At 69.5% G+C, this 15962-nt stretch carries 14 protein-coding genes; 9 read left to right on the top strand and 5 right to left on the bottom strand.

Annotation, left to right across the window (positions count from 1 at the left end):
* Positions 1-17: 17 nt before the first annotated feature.
* Entirely contained in the window at positions 18-1034 is a 1017-nt protein-coding gene (locus tag WFJ36_RS04915) for a sugar-transfer associated ATP-grasp domain-containing protein (RefSeq protein WP_071328694.1), read from the bottom strand.
* 84 nt (positions 1035-1118) lie between these two features.
* Here WFJ36_RS04915 and WFJ36_RS04910 point away from each other — a divergent pair, with 84 nt between their 5' ends.
* On the top strand, positions 1119-1823 hold the full coding sequence (locus tag WFJ36_RS04910; protein ID WP_292791641.1) for an alanine racemase: 705 nt from the start codon (positions 1119-1121) through the stop codon (positions 1821-1823).
* A gap of 11 nt (positions 1824-1834) precedes the next feature.
* Positions 1835-2872, top strand: coding sequence for an alanine racemase (locus tag WFJ36_RS04905; protein WP_292791639.1), 1038 nt, complete (start codon positions 1835-1837; stop codon positions 2870-2872).
* A 26-nt stretch (positions 2873-2898) separates the two neighbouring features.
* Here WFJ36_RS04905 and WFJ36_RS04900 read toward each other — a convergent pair whose 3' ends face one another.
* A complete protein-coding gene (locus tag WFJ36_RS04900) occupies positions 2899-3117 on the bottom strand; it encodes a DUF7455 domain-containing protein (protein ID WP_025103577.1) in 219 nt (72 codons plus the stop codon).
* A 181-nt stretch (positions 3118-3298) separates the two neighbouring features.
* Here WFJ36_RS04900 and WFJ36_RS04895 point away from each other — a divergent pair, with 181 nt between their 5' ends.
* Positions 3299-5410: a DNA gyrase/topoisomerase IV subunit B gene (locus WFJ36_RS04895; protein WP_371259832.1), complete on the top strand. Its 2112-nt coding sequence runs from the start codon at positions 3299-3301 to the stop codon at positions 5408-5410.
* 60 nt (positions 5411-5470) lie between these two features.
* On the opposite strand, the gene WFJ36_RS04890 is transcribed toward WFJ36_RS04895, so the two are convergent.
* Positions 5471-7912, bottom strand: coding sequence for a DNA gyrase/topoisomerase IV subunit A (locus WFJ36_RS04890; protein WP_336642760.1), 2442 nt, complete (start codon positions 7910-7912; stop codon positions 5471-5473).
* Positions 7913-7956: 44 nt separating this feature from the next.
* Between WFJ36_RS04890 and WFJ36_RS04885 the strand changes: the two genes are divergently transcribed.
* Positions 7957-9078 carry an alkaline phosphatase family protein gene (locus WFJ36_RS04885; protein WP_336642759.1) on the top strand — a complete coding sequence of 374 codons (1122 nt, stop codon included), beginning with the start codon at positions 7957-7959 and terminating at the stop codon, positions 9076-9078.
* An 18-nt stretch (positions 9079-9096) separates the two neighbouring features.
* Here the strand turns inward: WFJ36_RS04885 and sepH are convergent, their stop codons facing one another.
* Positions 9097-10143 carry a septation protein SepH gene (gene sepH / locus WFJ36_RS04880; protein ID WP_336642758.1) on the bottom strand — a complete coding sequence of 349 codons (1047 nt, stop codon included), beginning with the start codon at positions 10141-10143 and terminating at the stop codon, positions 9097-9099.
* Positions 10144-10342: 199 nt separating this feature from the next.
* Here sepH and WFJ36_RS04875 point away from each other — a divergent pair, with 199 nt between their 5' ends.
* Positions 10343-10636 carry a DUF4193 domain-containing protein gene (locus WFJ36_RS04875; protein WP_060921810.1) on the top strand — a complete coding sequence of 98 codons (294 nt, stop codon included), beginning with the start codon at positions 10343-10345 and terminating at the stop codon, positions 10634-10636.
* Between the two features lie 73 nt (positions 10637-10709).
* Here WFJ36_RS04875 and WFJ36_RS04870 read toward each other — a convergent pair whose 3' ends face one another.
* The gene (locus WFJ36_RS04870) at positions 10710-11174 is read right to left on the bottom strand and encodes a DUF3093 family protein (protein ID WP_083391705.1); all 465 of its coding nucleotides are present in this window, start codon (positions 11172-11174) and stop codon (positions 10710-10712) included.
* Positions 11175-11186: 12 nt separating this feature from the next.
* Between WFJ36_RS04870 and dut the strand changes: the two genes are divergently transcribed.
* From dut to WFJ36_RS04850, 4 genes are all read left to right on the top strand, one after another.
* Positions 11187-11657 carry a dUTP diphosphatase gene (dut, locus tag WFJ36_RS04865; RefSeq protein ID WP_060921812.1) on the top strand — a complete coding sequence of 157 codons (471 nt, stop codon included), beginning with the start codon at positions 11187-11189 and terminating at the stop codon, positions 11655-11657.
* Positions 11654-12241, top strand: a complete 588-nt coding sequence (locus tag WFJ36_RS04860) for a DUF3710 domain-containing protein (protein WP_060921813.1) — start codon at positions 11654-11656, stop codon at positions 12239-12241. The genes dut and WFJ36_RS04860 overlap by 4 nt, the downstream gene beginning before the upstream one ends.
* Complete coding sequence (locus tag WFJ36_RS04855) at positions 12238-12972, top strand: DUF3159 domain-containing protein (RefSeq protein ID WP_336642757.1); 735 nt, start codon at positions 12238-12240, stop codon at positions 12970-12972. Before WFJ36_RS04860 ends, WFJ36_RS04855 begins: the two co-directional genes overlap by 4 nt.
* Before the next feature lie 108 nt (positions 12973-13080).
* The gene (locus WFJ36_RS04850; RefSeq protein ID WP_313391157.1) at positions 13081-15960 is read left to right on the top strand and encodes an aconitate hydratase; all 2880 of its coding nucleotides are present in this window, start codon (positions 13081-13083) and stop codon (positions 15958-15960) included.
* Positions 15961-15962 lie beyond the last annotated feature (2 nt).

Below are 15962 nucleotides of genomic sequence, written 5' to 3'. Positions count from 1 at the left end.
TCGACGGTCCGACAGGCTCAGAAGCCGATGACCTCGCGATACCGCGGCTTGTGGCCGGTGCGGATGCCGGTGACGCTGGGCTTGTTCTCGTACACGCCCGCGCCCCAGTTGCCCTCGACGAGGACGGGGCCGTCCGGGGTCACGACGACGTCCCACCCGACGTACTGCACCTGCGGCACGACGCGGGCGACCTGATCGATGAACGCGCGCACCTCGTCCATGTAGGGCAGCTGGAAGTCGGCGATGCGGAACCCGGAGTCCGGGTGCGTCTCGTGGACGTGGCCGTGCGAGTCGTAGCCGGCCCCGACCGCGTGCCCGTTCTCGTCGAGCATCGTGTAGAAGCCGCCGAAGGTCATCTGGTCGCTGACCGCGCCGCGTCCGAACTTCTGGGCCATCGCGAGGATGTGTGCCTTCTCGCCGTCGAAGAACGCGGTGATGCGCGTGGTGTTCACGGTCCCGGGGCACACGGCCGCCAGGTCGTCGTGCTGACGGATGACCTCTTCGATCAGCAGCTCGCCGCGATCGAGGAGGCCGCGGTGGAACTCGGTCCAGTCCGTGATGTCGGCCGCGTGATACCGGTGCACACCGGTCCCGGCCTGACCGACCGGCTCCTTCGTGACGATCGTGCCGAGGCGCTCCGTCAGGGCACGGACCTCGTCGGCGTTCCCCTCCTCGACCACCATCCACTCGCGGTGCAGATGCGCGGAGAACTTGCGGTTGAACTCGATCTTGTCCTGGAAGATCCAGCGGAAGTCGGGGTGGTCGTACTTCTGCGAGAGCTGGTTGGACACGGGGTGCGTCATGTACGTCTCGCGCTCGGCACGGTTGAGCATCGCGAAGTCGTAGTCGATGTAGTCCTGGAAACCCACGTTGTGACGAGCCGCCGACCAGAGCATGTCGGCGACGATCGTGGGAACGGGGCGGTGGTGCTGGGCCGAGGCCTCCCTGGCCCGTTCGAACACCGAACCGACGTCGATGCGGCGGGCGCGGCCGAGGAGATAGCGGATGCGGGGCGCGAGAGAAAGGCGTGACATGAAGCTCCGGGTCTAGGGATCGACGTCCCAGTCTACGCGGGGAGCCCCCAGGCTCCTGGGAGCACGGAAGCTAGGCTGGAAGACGTGTGTGACACGAGTTCGAGTGCGCTTCCGCAGGCGATGATCTCGCGCTCGGCCCTCGCGGCCGGCGCGTCGGCGGCGATCCGGGCGGGCGGCCGCCGGGCCGACCTCCGGCGCGATGCGTGGGGACATGGGTTGCTCGCCGTCGCTCAGGTGGTGACCGCCGCGGGGGCGGAAGAGGTGCTCGTGGACTCTCCCGGAGAGGTCGAGGCGCTCCGTCTCGAAGGCATCACCGCGACCACCACCGGAGAGCCAGACCTCGATCCCTTTCTCCTCTATGGGCTGCCGTCCGCGGAGGGGCTCCCGGCGACGGCTCCGGTCATGCGTCTCGTCGGCCGCGTCATGTCCACCAAGCGTCTCCGGGCCGGGGAGGCCGTCTCCTACGGCTACACGTTCCGTGCGGCGGAGGACACCGTCGTCGCGCTGGTGACGGGCGGCTACGCCCAGGGCGTCGTCCGAAGCCTCGGCAATCAGGTCGACGTGGAGATCGACGGCGCGCTGCACCCCATCGTCGGGCGTGTCGCGATGGACGTCTGCGTCATCGATCTCCAGGACACCGCGGCGGACGTCGGCGACGCGGTCACCTTCTTCGGTGGTGCCGGCCCCGCGTCCGGCGCCATCGCACGCTGGGCGACGCTCACCGGGATGACCCCGGCGGAGCTCGTCGCGGTCCCCGGAGCGCACTCCGTGCGCGGATGGGAGGCATGATGGGTGGCCCGATGCGCCCCGAACTGCGTCTGGACAGCGCCGTGTTCCGCAGCAACATCGCGGCGGTCCGAGACCGCCTGGGCGACTCCGCGCTGATGCTGGTCCTCAAGGACGACGCCTACGGCCACGGGCTCCGCTGGGCGGTCGAGACGGCCCTCGAGGCCGGAGTGACCTCTTTCGGCAGCTACGACGTGCGCGGGGGCGTCGAGGTCCGGCGCATCGCGGGCGGCGAGGTGACGGTGTTCGCCTGGGCGACCTCGACCGATGAGGAGATCGACGAGGCGCTCCTGCAGGACATCGAGCTCGGCGTCGGCACGGTCGAGTATCTCCGACGGATCATCGCCCGGGCGGAGATCCTCGGTGCGCGCGCCCGGGTACACCTCAAGATCGACACCGGGCTGCACCGCAACGGCGTGCGGCCGGAGGATTGGGCGGCCGCGGTCGCCGAGGCTCGGGAGGCCGAACGCTCCGGCGCCCTCGCCCTCGTCGGGGTCTGGAGCCATATCGCCGAGGCGAGCGACGCCGAGGACGACGCGGCGCAGGCCTTGTTCCTCGAGGCCGTCCGAGTCGTCGGTCTCTCCGGGCCGCGGCCGGCGTCCCTGCACCTCACGGCCTCGGCGGCGTCCTGGTGGCGACCTGAGCTGCGCGGGACCGTGTCGCGGATCGGCGCGTTCTGCTACGGCATCCGCTCGGCGGACGGTCCGGAGCTTGACGGGGTTCGTCCTGCGGCGCGTCTCGTCGCGCCGGTCGTGCGGGTGGAGGGCGAGAGCGCGATCGTCGCCGTCGGAAGTCTGGACGGTGTCCCCTCCACACTGACCGGGATGACGGTGGGCACCCCCGCCGGCTCGCGTACGGTCTCGACCATCGATGTCGCCACGATGACGGTCGAAGGCTGGCCGGAGATGGCGGTCGGCGACGAGGTGACGCTCTTCGGCCCCGGAGCACAGGGGGAGGAGACAGCAACGACCCTCGCCGAGCGGATCGATACGGTGGGCGAGGAGATCCTCACCCGCCTCGGTCCGCGGATTCGGCGGAGGGTCGTGGACTGAACCGGCTCGGCCGGGTCAGGCGCTGATCAGACCGTCTCGATGAGACGAGCGGTCTCGTCGTGCCAGCTCGTGGCCACGCTGCGCAGCTTCTCTTCGTACTTGCGGCCGTGGTGGGCGCAGAAGAGCAGCTCGGAACCGTTGACCTCGGCGGCGATGTAGGCCTGCGCTCCACACGAGTCGCAGCGGTCCATCGCGGTCAGGCGGTACTCGACAGCGGAGGTCTCACGTTCGGTCGTTGCATTCATCTCGGGGCCTCCTCGGGTGTCGGCGTCCTTGTTGGTCGTGCTCAATACAACCACGCTGCACCTGGGGGCATGCCCGGTCGACGGCGTGTTTCGCTCAGCGCGTACGCGCGCACCCGCGATGGCGGCGCCCCGGGGAGTGTCTGCGAGGGGCGGCTCCCTCTCGCGAATAGACTCGGAGATTGTGAATGCCGAGTACTCCGCCCATCATCTCCAGGTGCTCGAAGGACTCGAAGCGGTCCGCAAGCGCCCCGGCATGTACATCGGCTCGAACGGTTCGCCCGGGCTCATGCACTGCCTCTGGGAGATCATCGACAACTCCGTCGACGAGGCGGTCGCCGGCAACGGCTCCCGGATCGACGTCATCCTCCACGACGACGGCAGCGTCGAGGTGCACGACCGTGGTCGCGGCATCCCCGTCGACGTCGAGCCCCGGACCGGTCTGACCGGTGTCGAGGTCGTCTACACGAAGCTGCACGCGGGAGGAAAGTTCGGCGGCGGCTCCTATGCGGCGTCCGGCGGTCTCCACGGCGTCGGCGCTTCCGTGGTGAACGCGCTGTCCGAGCGCCTCGACGTCGAGGTCGACCGCGGCGGCAAGACCTACGCGATGTCGTTCCATCGTGGCGAGCCCGGCATCTTCCAGGACTCCGGGGAGAAGCGACCCGACGCGCCCTTCACCCCGTTCGAGGAGAACAGCGAGCTGCGCGTCATCGGCAAGGCGCCGCGCGGGGTCACCGGCACCCGCGTGCGCTACTGGGCGGATCGTCAGATCTTCACCAAGGATGCCGCGTTCCAGCTCGCCGAGCTCGAGACGCGAGCGCGTCAGACGGCCTTCCTCGTCCCCGGGCTCGAGATCGTAGTGCGCGACGAGCGCACCGCGAGCGCCGGGGTGGGGGAGGACGGGGCGCCGACCGGCCCCGTGGAGACCTCGTACCTCTACGAGGGCGGCATCTCCGAGTTCGTGGACTACCTCGCGGTCGACCCGCCGGTGACCGATACCTGGCGTATCCAGGGGGAGGGCACGTTCACCGAGACCGTCCCGGTCCTGCAGCCCGACGGGCACATGGTGGCGACCGAGGTCGAGCGCGTCTGCGCCGTCGACATCGCCCTGCGCTGGGGCACCGGCTACGACACCCGCATCCGCTCCTTCGTGAACATCATCTCCACGCCGAAGGGCGGCACGCATCAGCAGGGCTTCGAGCAGGAGCTGTTGAAGGTGCTCCGCAGCCAGGTCGAGCAGAACGCCCGCCGACTCAAGGTCGGCAACGACAAGCTCGAGAAGGACGACGTCCTCGCCGGCCTCACTGCGGTCCTCACGGTCAACGTTCCGGAGCCGCAGTTCGAGGGTCAGACGAAGGAGGTGCTCGGCACGCCCGCCGTGCGCCAGATCGTGGCCCAGGTGATGCGGAAGGACCTCCAGCAGCGGTTCACCTCGACCAAACGCGACGACAAGAGCCAGGCCACGCAGCTGCTCGACAAGATCGTCTCCGAGATGAAGGCCCGCGTGTCGGCACGGGCGCACAAGGAGACGCAGCGCCGGAAGAACGCGCTCGAGTCGTCGACCCTGCCGACCAAGCTCGTCGACTGCCGGACGAACGACGTGGAGCGAAGCGAGCTCTTCATCGTCGAGGGCGACTCGGCCCTCGGCACGGCGAAGAACGCGCGCAACAGCGAGTTCCAGGCGCTGCTGCCGATCCGCGGGAAGATCCTCAACGTGCAGAAGGCATCGGTCGGCGACATGCTGTCCAACGCCGAATGCGCGTCCATCATCCAGGTGATCGGGGCCGGCTCCGGTCGGACCTTCGACATCGACGCCGCGCGCTACGGGAAGATCATCCTCATGAGCGACGCCGACGTCGACGGTGCGCACATCCGCACCCTCCTGCTCACGCTGTTCTTCCGCTACATGCGACCGCTCATCGAGCACGGGCGGGTCTTCGCGGCTGTGCCGCCGCTGCACCGGATCATCGTCATCAACCCGGGATCCAAGCCGAACGAGACCATCTACACGTACAGCGAGCAGGAGTTGCACGCGCTGCTCGCCAAGCTCCGCAAGGCCGGCAAGCGCTGGCATGAGCCGATCCAGCGCTACAAGGGCCTCGGCGAGATGGACGCCGAGCAGCTCGCGAACACGACAATGGACCGCTCCGGCCGGCTGCTCCGCCGTGTGCGGATGGAGGACGCCGAGGCGGCGGGCCGGGTCTTCGAACTGCTCATGGGCAACGAGGTCGCCCCTCGGCGGGAGTTCATCATCGACTCCGCTGACCAGCTCTCCCGCGAGTCCATCGACGCCTGACGGAAAACGCAACGACGAAGGGGATCCGGCGAGGCCGGGTCCCCTTCTTCGTGGAACGGATCAGACGAGCGTGCGGCCGATGCTGCCGATGACCCCGTCGATCGGCTGGCCGGAGGCATCGCGTCGTGCCCCGACGTCCGGGAGCTTGCGCACCGCGCCGGTGGGGTCGACGGCCAGTGCCGGGTTCGGGCCGACCCAGGCGACGGTGAGGCGGTCCTCGCCCTTCAGGAAGGCGTGGGCGCGGACGCCACCGGTCGCGCGGCCCTTCGACGGGTACTCCGTGAAGGCCGAGACCTTCGCACGGCCGGGATCGGTTCCGGGCAGGATGCTCTCCGCGCCGGAGACCGTGGCAACCACGGCGTCGGTGTCCGGGGCGACGGCGCCGAAGAAGAGGACCGCGGCGCCGGAGCCGAGCTTGATGCCCGCCATGCCACCCGCAGGTGCCCCCTGGGGGCGTACCGTCGAAGCCGAGAACCGCAGGAGCTGCGCGTCGGTGGTGAGGAACACGAGGTCGGCGTCATCCGCCGCGTCGGCTGCACCGACCACGGCGTCGCCGGCCTTGAGGCCGATGACCTCCAGGTCGGGCCGCGCGGGCAGGGTCGACGGCACGATCCGCTTCACGATGCCCTGCGCGGTGCCGAGCGCGACGGGGGTCTCGCTGTCGAAACGGACGAACCCGAGGATGCGCTCGCCCTTGGCCGTGATCCCGAGGTAGTCGCGCAGCGGGGTCCCTGCGGCGAGCTGCACGGACGTGCCGGGCACTGAGGGCAGGTCGACGGGGGAGAAGCGGACGACGCGTCCCGTGCTCGTGAGGGCACCGACCTCACCGCGGACCGTCGTCTCGACGGTCGCGACGATGGCGTCGTGCTTGCTGCGCCGGGCAGGAGCCGTGAGCTCCTGCCCTTCGCCGAGGTCCACGCGAACGGCGCGGCCCGTGGTCGAGAGGACGACGGTGGTCGGCGCGTCGGCGATCTGCAGGTCGACGGCACCCTTCGTCGCGCGGGGCTTCGGCGGGGCGGCGTTCATCAGCAGCGTGCGGCGCGGCGTGCCGTAGGCCTCGGCGACGGCGTCCAGCTCCTGGGCGACGGCCGCGCGCAGCAGCGCCGGGCTGGCGAGCAGCTCGCGCAGGGACGCGATCTCCGCGAGGAGGGCGTCCCGCTCCGCCTCGAGCTCTATGCGGGAGAACTTCGTCAGACGGCGCAGACGCAGCTCGAGGATGTACTCGGCCTGCGGCTCGCTGAGGTCGAACACGGAGCGGAGCCGCGTGCGGGCCTGCTCCGTGTCGTCCGAGGATCGGATGACCTGGATGACCTCGTCGATGTCGAGGATCGCGATGAGCAGACCCTCCACCAGGTGCAGGCGCTCCTCCCGACGGGCGAGACGATAGCGGCTGCGGCGGGTGATGACCTCGATGCGGTGGCCGACGTAGACGCTGAGCATCTCCTTGAGCCCGAGCGTGCGGGGCTGGCCGTCGACGAGGGCGACGTTGTTGATGCTGAAGGAGTCCTCGAGCGGCGTGAGCCGGTACAGCTGCTCCAGCACGGCGTTCGGGTCGAATCCGGTCTTGATCCCGATGGCGACGCGCAAGCCGTGGTTGCGGTCGGTGAGGTCGGTGACGTCGCTGATGCCCTGGAGCTTCTTCGCCTGCACCGCGTCGCGGATCTTCTCGATGAGACGCTCCGGGCCGACCATGTACGGCAGCTCCGAGACGATGATGCCCGTGCGGCGGGGACCCAACGGCTCGATCGACGTGCGTCCGCGGACCTTGAGGGCGCCGCGACCGGTCGTGTAGGCGTCCTTCACGCCGTCGAGCCCCATGAGGATCCCGCCCGAGGGGAAGTCGGGGCCCGGGACGTACTCCATGAGGTCCTCGGTGGTGGCGTCCGGGTGCTCGAGGAGGTGGGTCGCCGCGGCGACGACCTCGATGAGGTTGTGCGGCGCCATGTTGGTCGCCATGCCGACGGCGATACCGCTGGCGCCGTTGACGAGCAGGTTCGGGAAGGCCGCAGGCAGCACGGCCGGCTGCTGGAACTGGCCGTCGTAGTTCGGGATGAAGTCGACGACGTCCTCGTCGAGGTTCTCGGTGAGCGACAGTGCGGGCGCGGCGAGGCGCGCCTCGGTGTACCGGGCGGCGGCGGGGCCGTCGTCCAACGAGCCGAAGTTGCCGTGACCGTCGACGAGCGGCACCCGGAGGGCCCACTCCTGCGCGAGGCGGACGAGCGCGTCGTAGATGGCCGAGTCGCCGTGGGGGTGCAGCTTTCCCATGACCTCGCCGACCACCCGGGCGCTCTTCACATGACCGCGGTCCGGCCGCAGCCCCATCTCGGCCATCTGGAAGAGGATCCGGCGCTGCACCGGCTTGAGGCCGTCTCTGGCATCGGGGAGCGCACGCGAGTAGATGACGGAGTACGCGTACTCCAGGAACGAGCCCTGCATCTCATGGGAGAGATCGATGTCCTGGATGCGTTCCTCGACGGGCTCGGGCGGCGGGGTTTTCGGCATGGACTTCCTGAGGGCGTACGGGAGCCTGTGTCAGACTGGCTCGGATGTCCTTCATGCTACCGTCCGCGCCGCCCGGCGCCCGGAGCGTCGTCGGGGTGGCGGACGACCTGTGCGCCGCTCTCCGCGGCGAATCCGCCACGCTGCCGCGCGCCGATTCGGCCGTGCTCGTGGTGATCGACGGTCTCGGGGCGATCAGCCTCCGGGGCCACGCCGGTCATGCCCGGTGGCTGACCGCTTCCATGACGAAGAAGGACATCGCCCAGACGGTGTTCCCGACGACGACGGCTGCGGCGCTGACCAGTCTCACCACGGGGGCCTGGCCGGGGGTGCACGGCCTCGTCGGGTACCGGGTCAGGGATCCGGAACGGGACGTGCTCGTGAACCAGCTCAGCGGGTGGGAGACGGACGGCCTGGATCCCCTCACCTGGCAGGGGACGCCCACCGTGTTCGAGCGCGCGGCGTCGGTCGGACGGGAGACGTTCGCCGTCGGACTCGCGACCTACGCGCACAGCGGCTTCACGCGGGCGACGTTGCGGGGAGCGACCTTCGTGCCTGCCGCCACGCCGGAGGAGCGGGTCGAGGTCGCCTACACGCTGGCTGCGGAGCATCCGGGCTCGCTGGTGTACTGCTACCTTCCCGAGGTCGACAAGGCGGGCCACAAGCACGGTGTCGCGTCCGCCGAGTGGGTGGCCGCGTTGGAGCGGATCGACGGGGCGTTGTCGCTCCGTGTCCCCCCGCGGGTCGGCGTGGTGGTGACCTCGGATCACGGGATGGTCGATGTGCCGTTCCACCGCCAGGTCGTGCTCGAGGAGTCGCATCTCGCGGGTATCCGTCACGTGGGCGGCGAGCCCCGCATGCTGCACCTCTACCGTGAACCGCACGCCGATGCCGCTCTGGTTGCGACGCGCCTTCGCCGTGACCTCGAGGGCGCGGCGGATGTCGTCACCCGTGCGGAGGCGGTGCAGGCCGGGCTCTTCGGTCCGGTCGTGCGAGACGAGGTCCTGGAGCGCATCGGCGATGTCTTGGCCATCGCCACGGGAGTCCGGGCGCTCTACGACGGTACGGCCGACGACCAGCGTAATCGCGGCATGGTGGGGCAGCACGGGGCGCTCACGCCGGATGAGACGCGGGTTCCCTTCCTGCGGTTCGGGTCGTTCGCCTCCTGAGGCGCGACCCGGGACCGATCACTCGTCGGTGCGCGCTCCGAAGACGATCTCGTCCCACGATGGCATCGCGTTCCGGCGGCGTCGACGCCCGCTGCCGTCGCTGTCCCCGGAAGCAGGCTGGCGCGGCGCGGGCTCGGGGGCCTCGGGCTCGTCGTCGGGCTCCTCCAGGGCGGCGAACAGGGCGATGGGGTCGGACTCTTCCGGAGTCTCCTCGATCTCGTGCTCGATCGGCGACGGCTCCCGCTGGCCGCGACGGCGGCGCAGGGCTTCGAGGAGGTCGGCGGTCTCCGGACTCGTCGAGGCGGAGTCGGGCGCGCGGTTGATCGCGGCGTCCTGGACCGCCGGCGCCGAGCGCTCGGGCAGGGTCGGCTCGTCGGCCTCTGCGACCGGAGCCGGGACCAGACGAGGACCGAAGGCACCGGAGTCGAAGCGGCTGTCGTCCTTGTAGGGGGAAGCGGCACGGTCGGCTTCCACCGCCCTGAGGCGCGGGATGAGGCCCTCCGGGAGCGAGCCCTGGCGGGAAAGCTGCGTGGCATCGGCGTTCAGAGGGGAGAGGGCGCTGCGCCGCGGATCGAAGCTCCAGCGGGCGTCATGCTCGACGTCGTTGGCGGAGAACTCCAGCTTGATGATCCAACCGGACTCCTCCTTCCAGCTGGCCCAGCGTTCGGACGAAGCGGCCACCTCGGCGAGCTTCGCGCGGACCGCAGCTCCGAAGGTGGGCTGCGCGTCCGGCTCGACCTCGCTGCCGATGAGGACGGGCACGGCGAGGGCCTGGCCGATGATGTGCTCGCGCTCGGCGAGGACGGGGCCCTCGAATCGGGCGACGTCGTCGACGCTGATCCCGAGGAGCTCGGCGACCTCCGCGGCGGTGAGACCGGCGCGGATCTGTGCCTGGATGTCGCGGGGACTCGCGGCGAGCTTCTGGGCGGCCGGTTCGGCCTGGCGCGTCGCGCGGCGGATCTCCCGCTGCAGCACGGCGTCGATGGGCAGCGCGAACCGCTCGCCCGCCTCGGTAGCGAGGACGAGCACTCCTGCCTCTGTGCCGACGATGGTGACGTTTTCCATGCGAATGCCCCTCTGATGGGTGTGCGTTCATGGTGTCACGCCGGCGGGGCCCGAACGGGGAATACGGCGGGCGTGCCGTGAGTTTGCCCTGTCGCATGGGAGGGCATTTGCGAAACGCCCGCCGGTCATGCAAACTATGGCCGCCGATTACCCGACGGCGCACCCGCCCACTCGCACCATGAAAGTGGAGATTCACCGCATGGCAACCGATTACGACGCTCCCCGAAAGAGTGAAGACGACTCCGAGTCGATCGAAGCCCTCAAGGAGCGTGTGCCGGACAAGCTGTCCGGCACGACCGGAGACGAGGACTCCGACAACCCGTCGAGCTTCGACCTCCCTGGCGCGGACCTCTCCGACCTCGAGCTGGATGTCGTCGTGCTGCCCGCGCAGCAGGACGAGTTCACCTGCATGAGCTGCTTCCTCGTGAAGCACCGCTCGCAGCTCGACCACGAGGGACCCGATGGCCCCATCTGCAAGGAGTGCGCTGCCTGAGCAGCCCTCTGAGCGACGCCCCACGCGCCCCCGACCATCCCGGTCAGGGGCGCGCTGTCGTCTGCGGGTGCGCTCAGCCCCGTGCGGCGCGGATGGCCGCGGCGAGGCGGTCGGGCGTGCGGGTCGAGATCGTCCAGGCCACGACGGGGTCGGCCTCGTCGGTGTTCGGCACCACGACGACGCCATCGATGCCGCCGCGGATGAGGTGCCACCCGCGTGCGGGCAGCTCAGGTCCTCTGGCGCTGCGCGCGTCCTCGCCGGTCAACGCCATCGGCTCGCCGAGATAGCGCGCGTCGATGTGAGCCGGCCCGGCGCGGAGTACGCCGTCCTGCACCGCCACCACCGGAGCGAGGGCGAGGGCAGCCACCACGAGGAGCGCCGAGACCGCCGCACCGAGGAGCAGCGCGAAGGTCGAGCCGACCGGCACGAAGATCAGGGACACCATCGGTCCCGCCAGGGCGATGGTGACCAGCAGCCACAGGCTGGGGGCCAGTCGTTCGTGGTAGCGGGGACGTGCGTCCGTTGCGGGGTTCTGCATTAGCCTCATGGGGTGACCGATTCCGTTGATGTCCCCATTATCGCCGCAGTGGTCCCCGGCTATGCGCATCCGGGCGACGCCGGAGCCGATCTCGTCGCCGCCGAGGCTGTGCGGTTGGAGCCGGGGGAGCGGGCGCTCGTGCCCACGGGCGTGCGCATCGCGCTGCCGGACGGCTATGCGGCCTTCGTGGTGCCCCGGAGCGGTCTTGCGGCGAAGCACGGCATCTCGATCGTGAACTCGCCCGGCACCGTCGACGCCGGCTACCGGGGCGAGATCAAGGTCAGTCTGATCAACACGGACATCCACAGCGCGTACGATGTCGCCGTCGGCGATCGCATCGCGCAGCTCATCGTGATGCCCGTCACCCGTGCCCGGTTCCTCCCGGTCGACGAGCTTCCGGACAGCGTCCGCGGCGCCGGCGGATTCGGCTCGACCGGCTACCAGGCACAGACTCCCGAGAACGAAGCAGGACAGGCGAAATGACCGACAGCAACGACACTCCTTCCAAGTCGGCGCCCGAGAACCGCGCCACCGAGGGCCCGTTCGACGACTCCGAGGCGAACCCCGTCCGCCCGTACATCGACCTCGGCGGGATCAAGATCCTGCCGCGCGAGGGCCTGAACCTGCGGCTCGAGGTCGAGGAGCAGAGCAAGCGCATCGTGGCGGTCGGGCTCGACTACGCCGAGTCGTCGCTCCAGGTGCAGCCGTTCGCGGCTCCGCGGAGCGGCGGTCTGTGGGACGAGACGCGCGTCCAGCTGCGCGACCAGGTGAAGGCGCAGGGCGGTCGCGTCGAGGAGCGGGAGGGGCCGCTCGGCAAGGAGCTGCTCGCCGAGGTCCCCGCGACGGCCAGCGAGGGTTCCGGCCTGCGTCTGGCGCGCTTCATCGGCATCGACGGTCCGCGCTGGTTCCTCCGCGGCGTGATCGGCGGGGCGGCGGCGTCCGACCCCGAGGCGGCGGCGAAGGTCGAGGACCTCTTCCGCTCGATCGTCGTCGTCCGCGGGGGAGCGCCCATGCCGCCGCGCGACCTCATCCCGCTGAAGATGCCGGCGACGCCGGGCTCCGCGTGACCACGCCGGACGCCGAGGAGCCGCGCACGCAGAGCGCGTCGGAGATCCTCGGAGCAGCACTCGGCGGGGCAGCGCGCAAGGCCGGGCTCGACCCGTCCGAGAGTGCGAGCACGCACAAGGTCGTCTGGTCGGCCATGGGCGGCTGGCGCGGGATCCTGGAGTCGGTGCTGCCGAGCCTCGCATTCGTGATCCTGTTCACCCTCCGCCCCGAACCCCTGCTGCTGCCTCTCGGAGTCTCGGTCGGTCTGGCCGCCGTGTTCACGGTCGTCCGGCTGGTCCAGAAGTCGCCGCCGTCGGCCGCTCTCGGCGGGCTGATCGCGGCTGTGGCCGCTGCGGGGCTGGCGCTGTGGACGGGGCGCGGCGAGGACAACTTCGTCCCCGGCCTCATCACGAACGCGGTCTACGGCTCGGCGATCCTCGTCTCGGCGCTCATCGGCTGGTCCGTCATCGGTCTCGCGGTCGGCTTCCTCATGGGGGAGGGCACCGCCTGGCGTGCGGACCGTCGCAAGCGACGCGCGTTCTTCTGGCTCGGCATCGCCTGGGCCGCGCTGTTCTTCGCGCGGCTGATCGTGCAGTTCCCGTTGTACCTGGCCGGCGACGTCACCGCCCTCGGGACCCTCAAGCTCGTGATGGGGCTGCCGTTGTTCGCGCCCCTGATTGCTGTGACGTGGTTGGTCGTCCGCGCGCTCTATCCCCGCGCGTCGTCGCACGACGACGCCGCGGCGGCGTGATAGATTTATCTCGACATCAAGATAAATCACGGGCTTTCGCCGGTGACCAGCGCGGAGCAGACTGGTTAGGTCCCCCTTGCTAGCCGCATGGCCGCACCGGCGAGCAAGATGGAGGCGCCTGTCGCTCCCATCCGAATAGAAGGAGACGGATTCGTGTCCACGGTGAACAGCTTCGGTGCCAAGAGCACCCTGACGGTCGGCAGCACCGACTACGAGATCTTCCGCATCGACACGGTGCCCGGTTTCGACAAGCTCCCCTTCAGCCTCAAGGTACTCCTGGAGAACCTGCTTCGCACCGAGGACGGCGCGAACGTCACGAAGGCGCAGATCGAGGCGCTCGGGTCGTGGGACGCCAATGCGGAGCCCAACACCGAGATCCAGTTCACGCCGGCGCGCGTGGTCATGCAGGACTTCACCGGTGTGCCCTGCATCGTCGACCTCGCCACGATGCGCGAGGCCGTGACGGCGCTCGGCGGCGACCCGAACAAGATCAACCCGCTCTCGCCGGCCGAGATGGTCATCGACCACTCCGTCATCGCCGACCTGTTCGGCACCGAGAACGCCCTCGAGCGCAACGTCGAGATCGAGTACGAGCGCAACGGCGAGCGGTACCAGTTCCTCCGCTGGGGCCAGACCGCGTTCCAGGACTTCAAGGTCGTGCCCCCCGGCACCGGCATCGTCCACCAGGTGAACATCGAGCACCTGGCGAAGGTCATCTACGACCGCACCAACGGGGGCGTCCTCCAGGCCTACCCCGACACCTGTGTCGGCACCGACTCGCACACGACGATGGTCAACGGACTGGGCGTGCTCGGCTGGGGCGTCGGCGGCATCGAGGCCGAGGCCGCGATGCTCGGCCAGCCCGTGTCGATGCTCATCCCGCGCGTCGTCGGCTTCAAGCTCTCGGGTGAGATCCCCGCCGGCGTGACCGCGACCGACGTGGTGCTGACCATCACCGACATGCTGCGCAAGCACGGCGTCGTCGGCAAGTTCGTCGAGTTCTACGGCGAGGGCGTCGCCTCGGTGCCGCTCGCGAACCGCGCGACGATCGGCAACATGTCGCCCGAGTTCGGCTCGACCGCCGCGATCTTCCCGATCGACGACGTCACCCTCGACTACCTGCGCCTCACCGGCCGCAGCGACGAGGCCGTCGCGCTGGTGGAGGCCTACGCCAAGGAGCAGAAGCTCTGGCACGACGCCTCCCACGAGCCGGTCTTCAGCGAGTACATGGAGCTCGACCTGAGCACGGTCGTCCCGTCGATCGCCGGCCCGAAGCGCCCGCAGGACCGCATCCTCCTCTCCGAGGCGAAGACGCAGTTCGAGCAGGACATCCTGAACTACGCCACGGCCTCGACCAGCGACGACATCGTCGATCTCGAGTCCAAGCACTCCTTCCCGGCGTCCGACCCCGGTCAGGTCCCCGGCGAGGAGGAGCCGACCACGCGCCCCGTGCACATCAGCAGCGGTGCGCCGGCCAACGTGTCGAACCCCGTCCCGGTCACGACTCCGGAGGGTGAGAAGTACACGCTCGACAACGGCGCCGTCACCCTGGCCGCCATCACGTCGTGCACCAACACGTCCAACCCGTCGGTCATGATCGCCGCCGGTCTCCTCGCCCGCAAGGCGCGGGAGAAGGGCCTCAAGCAGAAGCCGTGGGTCAAGACCACGCTCGGCCCCGGCTCGAAGGTCGTCACCGACTACTACGAGAAGTCGGGTCTGGACAAGGACCTCGAGGGTCTCGGCTTCTACACGGTCGGCTACGGCTGCACCATCTGCATCGGAAACTCCGGCCCGCTGATCGAAGAGGTCTCCGAGGCGATCAACTCGCACGACCTCGCGGTCACGGCCGTCCTCTCGGGCAACCGCAACTTCGAGGGTCGCATCAGCCCGGATGTGAAGATGAACTACCTGGCCAGCCCGCCGCTGGTCATCGCGTACGCCCTCGCCGGTTCGATGCACTTCGACTTCGAGACCGACGCGCTCGGCAAGGACCCGGACGGCAACGACGTGTTCCTCAAGGACATCTGGCCCTCGCCGGACGAGGTGCAGGAGATCGTCGACTCGTCGATCTCGCGCGACCAGTTCATCAAGCAGTACGCCACCGTGTTCGACGGTGACGAGCGCTGGCGCAACCTGCCCACGCCGGACGACGACACGTTCCAGTGGGACGAGAACTCGACCTACGTGCGCAAGGCCCCGTACTTCGACGGCATGAAGATGGAGCTCACCCCGGTGAAGGACATCGAGGGCGCGCGCGTCATGGCGACGCTCGGCGACTCGGTCACCACCGACCACATCTCGCCCGCCGGGAACATCAAGCCGGGCACCCCCGCGGCCCAGTACCTCACGGAGCACGGCGTCGACCGCAAGGACTTCAACTCCTTCGGCTCGCGTCGCGGCAACCACGAGGTCATGATCCGCGGCACCTTCGCGAACATCCGTCTGAAGAACCTCATGGTCTCGGCCGTGAACGACGGACAGGTCGTCGAGGGCGGCTACACCCGCGACTTCACGCAGCCGGACGGCCCGCAGTCGTACATCTACGACGCGTGCATGAACTATGCCGAGCAGGGCACCCCGCTGGTCGTCTTCGGCGGCAAGGAGTACGGCTCCGGCTCGTCGCGCGACTGGGCCGCCAAGGGCACGAGCCTCCTGGGCGTCAAGGCCGTGATCACGGAGAGCTTCGAGCGCATCCACCGCTCCAACCTCATCGGCATGGGCGTCGTCCCGCTGCAGTTCCCCGCCGGCGAGAGCTGGGAGTCGCTGGGCCTCGACGGCACCGAGATCGTCTCGATCACGGGGCTCGAAGAGCTCAACAACGGCGTCACCCCGAAGACGGTCAAGGTCACCGCCACCCCGAGCGAGCACTCGCCTGAGGGCAAGCAGACCGTCGAGTTCGACGCGGTCGTCCGCATCGACACCCCCGGTGAGGCGGACTACTACCGCAACGGCGGCATCCTGCAGTACGTGCTGCGCTCGCTCGTCTGAGC

Origin of the sequence: Microbacterium sp. MMO-113 (genome assembly GCF_037148555.1) — a bacterium.
Lineage (GTDB): Bacteria > Actinomycetota > Actinomycetes > Actinomycetales > Microbacteriaceae > Microbacterium.
Note: the sequence above shows the minus strand (reverse complement) of the source record. Positions and strands in the feature narration are given on the sequence as shown.

Coding starts and splice junctions, on each gene's coding strand:
- WFJ36_RS04915 (WP_071328694.1), bottom strand. CDS start 1,034: ATGTCACGCCTTTCTCTCGCGCCCCGCATCCGCTATCTCCTCGGCCGC.
- WFJ36_RS04905 (WP_292791639.1), top strand. CDS start 1,835: ATGCGCCCCGAACTGCGTCTGGACAGCGCCGTGTTCCGCAGCAACATC.
- WFJ36_RS04900 (WP_025103577.1), bottom strand. CDS start 3,117: ATGAATGCAACGACCGAACGTGAGACCTCCGCTGTCGAGTACCGCCTG.
- WFJ36_RS04890 (WP_336642760.1), bottom strand. CDS start 7,912: ATGCCGAAAACCCCGCCGCCCGAGCCCGTCGAGGAACGCATCCAGGAC.
- WFJ36_RS04885 (WP_336642759.1), top strand. CDS start 7,957: ATGTCCTTCATGCTACCGTCCGCGCCGCCCGGCGCCCGGAGCGTCGTC.
- sepH (WP_336642758.1), bottom strand. CDS start 10,143: ATGGAAAACGTCACCATCGTCGGCACAGAGGCAGGAGTGCTCGTCCTC.
- WFJ36_RS04875 (WP_060921810.1), top strand. CDS start 10,343: ATGGCAACCGATTACGACGCTCCCCGAAAGAGTGAAGACGACTCCGAG.
- WFJ36_RS04870 (WP_083391705.1), bottom strand. CDS start 11,174: ATGCAGAACCCCGCAACGGACGCACGTCCCCGCTACCACGAACGACTG.
- WFJ36_RS04860 (WP_060921813.1), top strand. CDS start 11,654: ATGACCGACAGCAACGACACTCCTTCCAAGTCGGCGCCCGAGAACCGC.
- WFJ36_RS04850 (WP_313391157.1), top strand. CDS start 13,081: ATGGAGGCGCCTGTCGCTCCCATCCGAATAGAAGGAGACGGATTCGTG.